Source organism: Candidatus Borrarchaeum sp. (assembly GCF_019058535.1).
GTDB classification, from domain to species: Archaea; Asgardarchaeota; Sifarchaeia; order Borrarchaeales; family Borrarchaeaceae; genus Borrarchaeum; species Borrarchaeum weybense.
This window is the reverse complement of the sequence record NZ_JAHPYX010000251.1, coordinates 1-4,634: the sequence shown is the minus strand read 5'-3', so window position 1 is coordinate 4,634 and position 4,634 is coordinate 1. Positions and strand designations below refer to the sequence as shown.

The 4,634-nt window shown below is 34.6% G+C and carries 4 protein-coding genes; 3 read left to right on the top strand and 1 reads right to left on the bottom strand.

Annotated elements, in window-relative coordinates; translation table 11 throughout:
- A partial coding sequence (locus QVB70_RS15355; protein ID WP_287588053.1) for a glycosyltransferase family 39 protein occupies positions 1-1,531 on the top strand: 1,531 nt, incomplete at its 5' end.
- A 27-nt stretch (positions 1,532-1,558) separates the two neighbouring features.
- A complete protein-coding gene (locus QVB70_RS15350) occupies positions 1,559-3,289 on the top strand; it encodes a glycosyltransferase family 39 protein (protein WP_287588051.1) in 1,731 nt (576 codons plus the stop codon).
- A gap of 75 nt (positions 3,290-3,364) precedes the next feature.
- Here the strand turns inward: QVB70_RS15350 and QVB70_RS15345 are convergent, their stop codons facing one another.
- Positions 3,365-3,832, bottom strand: a complete 468-nt coding sequence (locus tag QVB70_RS15345; RefSeq protein WP_287588049.1) for a ribonuclease III domain-containing protein — start codon at positions 3,830-3,832, stop codon at positions 3,365-3,367.
- Positions 3,833-3,978: 146 nt separating this feature from the next.
- On the opposite strand from QVB70_RS15345, the gene QVB70_RS15340 reads away from it, so the two are divergent.
- A partial coding sequence (locus QVB70_RS15340) for a UbiA family prenyltransferase (RefSeq protein ID WP_287588047.1) occupies positions 3,979-4,634 on the top strand: 656 nt, incomplete at its 3' end.

Below are 4,634 nucleotides of genomic sequence, written 5' to 3'. Positions count from 1 at the left end.
TGATTTTTTTCACGCACAAGCTCCGCTTTCCCCTTATTTACTTGCTTTCGTTTTCCTTATGTTTGGAGTCGGCATTCTTCAAGCAAGGTTATTCTTGGTATTCTTTACAACCTTTACATGTTTTATGATCTTCATGGCAGGAAAAAGGATTGATTACAAAACGGGATTGTTAGGAAGTTTGATTTTTGCAATAACCCCCCTTTCCGTTAAGTATGGCATGAATGCAGTGAATGATTTTATTGCAATGACTTTCTGTGCCATAGGATATTATTTTCTGACATCTGTCATTATGATTAACGAGAATAAAAAGAATTTGACAGCTGAAAGAAATAATTCAATTTTGGCCGGACTCTTTATGAGTATAGGAGTTATGATCAAACTCATTGTTGCACCAATATTATTTGCCTTTATCGTTATTTTAATAATTGAAGGCATATTTTTTGAATTTGAAATTAAAAATCAGGTAAAAAAGATTTTTTTCCTTATAGTTGGATTCGTAATTCCTTTTCTAGTTGTATTTTCTTCTTTTTATCTTCTGTTCGGCGACAATTTCACTGCACAAGTTTTGGGACAACATTTGGCAAAAAAGCCAGTATCTTATGGAGAGCGTTGGAATAAACTGATGTCTCGCCTGATCATAGTAAATCCTTATTTTTTCGTATTATTTAGTTTAAGTGTTCTGTTTGCAGCACGGCAACCTTACGGACGCGGTTTAATCATTTGTTTTCTTTGCATGATATTAGCGGTATTTACTTTTGTTCCATCACAGAATACCAATTACTATCAAATTAACATCCTATTTATGTCCATGGTCTGCGGTTTTTTTCCCCTACCCGATTTCAAAGCATTAAATTTTAAATCACTGATCCCAAATTTTATAGTTATTTTGAATTTGTTGTTATATAAAATATATCGCTATTCGAACTCTAATGTAGCAGGATTTGCTTATTTTGAGCATTATTTGGCAAAGGTAGCCCTTGCAGCAACTTTAATCACCTTAATCGCATTTATTGTAATTTTAACAAAAGAAAAGCAAATTACTGAATTGAAAATTAGCGATCGAGCAAAAAAACTTCTTTCTTCCCCTTACCAAGTTTTAAAAGGCTTAAAAAACGTTCTTAATAAGGACGTAACAAAGTTGGTCCTTGCATCAGCCTTAATTGTTATAATCGCGACAACTGGTGTTTCATATCCCAGTCTTTCTGAAAGTGATAAGAAAACTATCGAATGGATTAAAGCAAATACGTCTCCTGACGATTATGTTCTTGCTGACGACTTAAAAATCAATTTTCGGGCAAAAAGAAGAAGCCCATTTGCTGAAATTTCAACACCGAGAACACGTTTTGGTGAACTTACTGGAGAAATGTTTATTGAAGCTTGCTATGAGTTTGATATTAGAGTCGTTGTGAAAACAAGAAGGCTGTTTGACTCCTTTGATACATACGATGTCTTCCTGGAATTTCTTGAAATTAACTATGTTCCAATTAAAGAAGGTCACATAATCTATGTGCGCACAACACCTCTAAAATGAAAACTAAAACATAAAGTGGAAGCTCTGATGATGAAATTTGAGTTACTGAAAAAAGAGCATGCTGTGCTCGTAATTATTTTATTTTTAAATTTTGCATTGAGACTTTATGGTGTCATTGTTGATGTCGACTATTTTTTTCGTGAAGCGACTTTCGGCATGGCTGCATGGAGGATAGTTGACGGTGATCTTCCTTACCGTGATTTTTTTCACGCACAAGCTCCGCTTTCCCCTTATTTACTTGCTTTCGTTTTCCTTATGTTTGGAGTCGGCATTCTTCAAGCAAGGTTATTCTTGGTTTTTTTTACAACCGTTACATGTTTCTTAATCTTCATGGCAGGAAAAAGGATTAATTACAAAACGGGATTGTTGGGATGCCTAATTTTCGCAGTAGTTCATTTATCTGTTATGAATGGCATGGTGGCTGTTAATGATTTCATTGCCGTGACCTTCTGTATTGTTGGATACTATTTTTTAACACCCGTCATCATGGGGAACAGGTACAAAGGGGAATTTCTTGCTAATCGAAACTGCGCATTTTTAGCTGGAGTTTTTTTAAGTATCGGAGTAACGATCAAAATCATAATTGCACCAATATTGCTCGCCTTCATTGTTGTTTTGGTCATAGAAGGACAATTTGCAGGAGTTAGAATCAATGAACAGGCTAAAGACCTTGCTTTTCTTCTTCTTGGGTTTATAATTCCTTTTTTAGTTGTGTTTTCGCCTTTCTATTTAATAGTTGGTAACAAAATTACACTGCAAGTATTGGGGCAACATTTAGAGAAGCCTTTTGTGTCATGGGGAACGCGTTGGAATAGTCTAACGAAATACATAATTAGGGAAAATCTCTATTTTTTCGTTTTCTTCTCACTAAGTGCTCTTTTCGGGGCACGAAAACCATATGGAAGAGGGCTACTCATTTGCACTCTATTCATGTTATTCAGCGTATTCCTGTTTGTTCCACGACAACAAGCAAATTACTACTATTTAAGCGTTCCATTGATGGCCATGGTTTGCGGTTTCTTTCCCTTATCAGATTTTAAATCGTTTAATTTAAGATCAACGCTTTTGAGTGTTATTGTTTTCTTTGGTTTCATTATTCTAAACTTCACCATTTTTATCCGATTTTATCGTCCTCGTTTTTATTTTCCAGTTCTATCATTGCCTTTTTATAGTTATTCAAGCTATTATTGGATACAGTTAACTTTTGTAGCGTTTTTTATTGCTTTATGTGTCTTTATCGTTTTTTTAATCAAAGAAGGACAATTTGATGGACTTAAAATTACGGATTCGGTGAAAGATATATTTTCTTCCCGTCACCAGATCTTTAAGAGTCTAAGAGGTATTCTTAGTTATGATGGGGTAAAACTCGCTCTTGTAGTGTTCTTTGTTGTGCTAATCACAGTGTGTAATGTAACATATCCCCGTCTTTCTGCAAAAGATAGAAAAGCAATTGATTGGGTTAAAGTAAACACTTCTCCCGATGAGTATATCCTTGCTGATAATTTGAAAATAAATTTTAGGTCAGGAAGGAGGTCCGCATTTGCTGAGATTTCAAGAGAGCGAACGCATATTGGCGAACTTACTGGAGAAATGTTTATCCAAGCATGTTATGATTTTGATGTTAGAGTCGTTGTAAACACAGGATTTCTTTTTGGAAAAGACGATACCTATGATGTTTTCATAGAGTTTCTTGAAGATAACTATGCTCAAATCGAAGTAGGTCACACAATCTACGTACGTGCCACTTCCTTGCAATGAAAATATCGGAAAAAAATTAATGTGTAATTATGAGTTACATGAAAGGGAGATTTCACGTAATAATTCATTCTAAAACTAGTCTATGAATATCTCACTGAAATTATTTCCTCCGAAGAAAGACTTCAAAATCTGTTTCGTATCATCCCATCCTTTATCCAAAAATAATGCACCGATCACTGCCTCAATAGTATCTGCAATGACTTTTTGTAATCCGTCTTTCCGAACTCCTCTCATTTGAATTATTTCATCGATTTTTTTTAACATCCCAATTTTTGCAAGAAACTCGTCTTTAACGAGGTCCTTTCGCATTTCTGTAAGACTACCTTTATCTTTTTCACTAAATTTCGTATAAAGCAGTTCAGCAATTAGAAGATCGAGGACTGCATCTCCAAGAAAGGCCAGACGTTCGTTATTTTTGTGATTATTTTTTGGACTACTTGAATGTGTTAATGCTAAATCGAATAAATCTAAATCATTAAACCGAAGATTGTTTTTCTGAAGCCAAGCGTTGAGTAATTCTTCTCTTAATTTCTCTAAATTCAAATTCTTTCCTCCTTGTAAGATTTCTGGTAAGTAATATTAATTAAAGTCTAAAGATTTTCAGAAAACTTCATCAACATCAAGTTTTGAGTTATAGAAGTCCTTATAACAAATGAAGACTTTTCAATTATAAATAGAGACTGATTTAAATGCCTGAGATAATTTCAAAATTTTTGTCAATCATCGAAACAAGCAGACCGATTATTTGGCTTTTTGCAGTTGGAACGGCATTTTGTGGAATGCTCATGGCATTGAAAAGCATTCCACCTGTCTTTGAGTTTCTGCTAATGTGCATAGCGATGATTTCTGCAACTTTTTCTGCTAATCTGGTTAATGCTGCAACTGATGTCGAAGTTGACAAAATTAATAAGCCTAATCGACCGCTTCCTGAAGGCCGAGTAACTGTTCATGAGGCTTTTATGATAGGAATCTTTTGTCTAATATTAACTTTAATTATCTCTTTTCTATTTGGAATTGTACCTTTCCTAATTGCTATAGTCGGTCTAACTTTTGCTGTAATTTATTCTGTTCCACCAATTGCCCTGAAGGAGCGGGGAATTCTAGCTAATATTGCACTGGCATTCAGCTACAGTACACTCATTTTCCTTTGGGGCTGGGCAATAGTTGCGCCGCTTATCTTAGAATTAACTGTTATCATAATATTGATCTTTCTGCTTATTCAGATCACTGGCGCAAACATAATAAAAGATTTAGTAGACTTTGAAGGTGATCTTATAAGTAGACGAACGGTTCCAGGTCAATTGGGATTGAAAAAGACAATAATAGTTATTGCACCATTTATGGT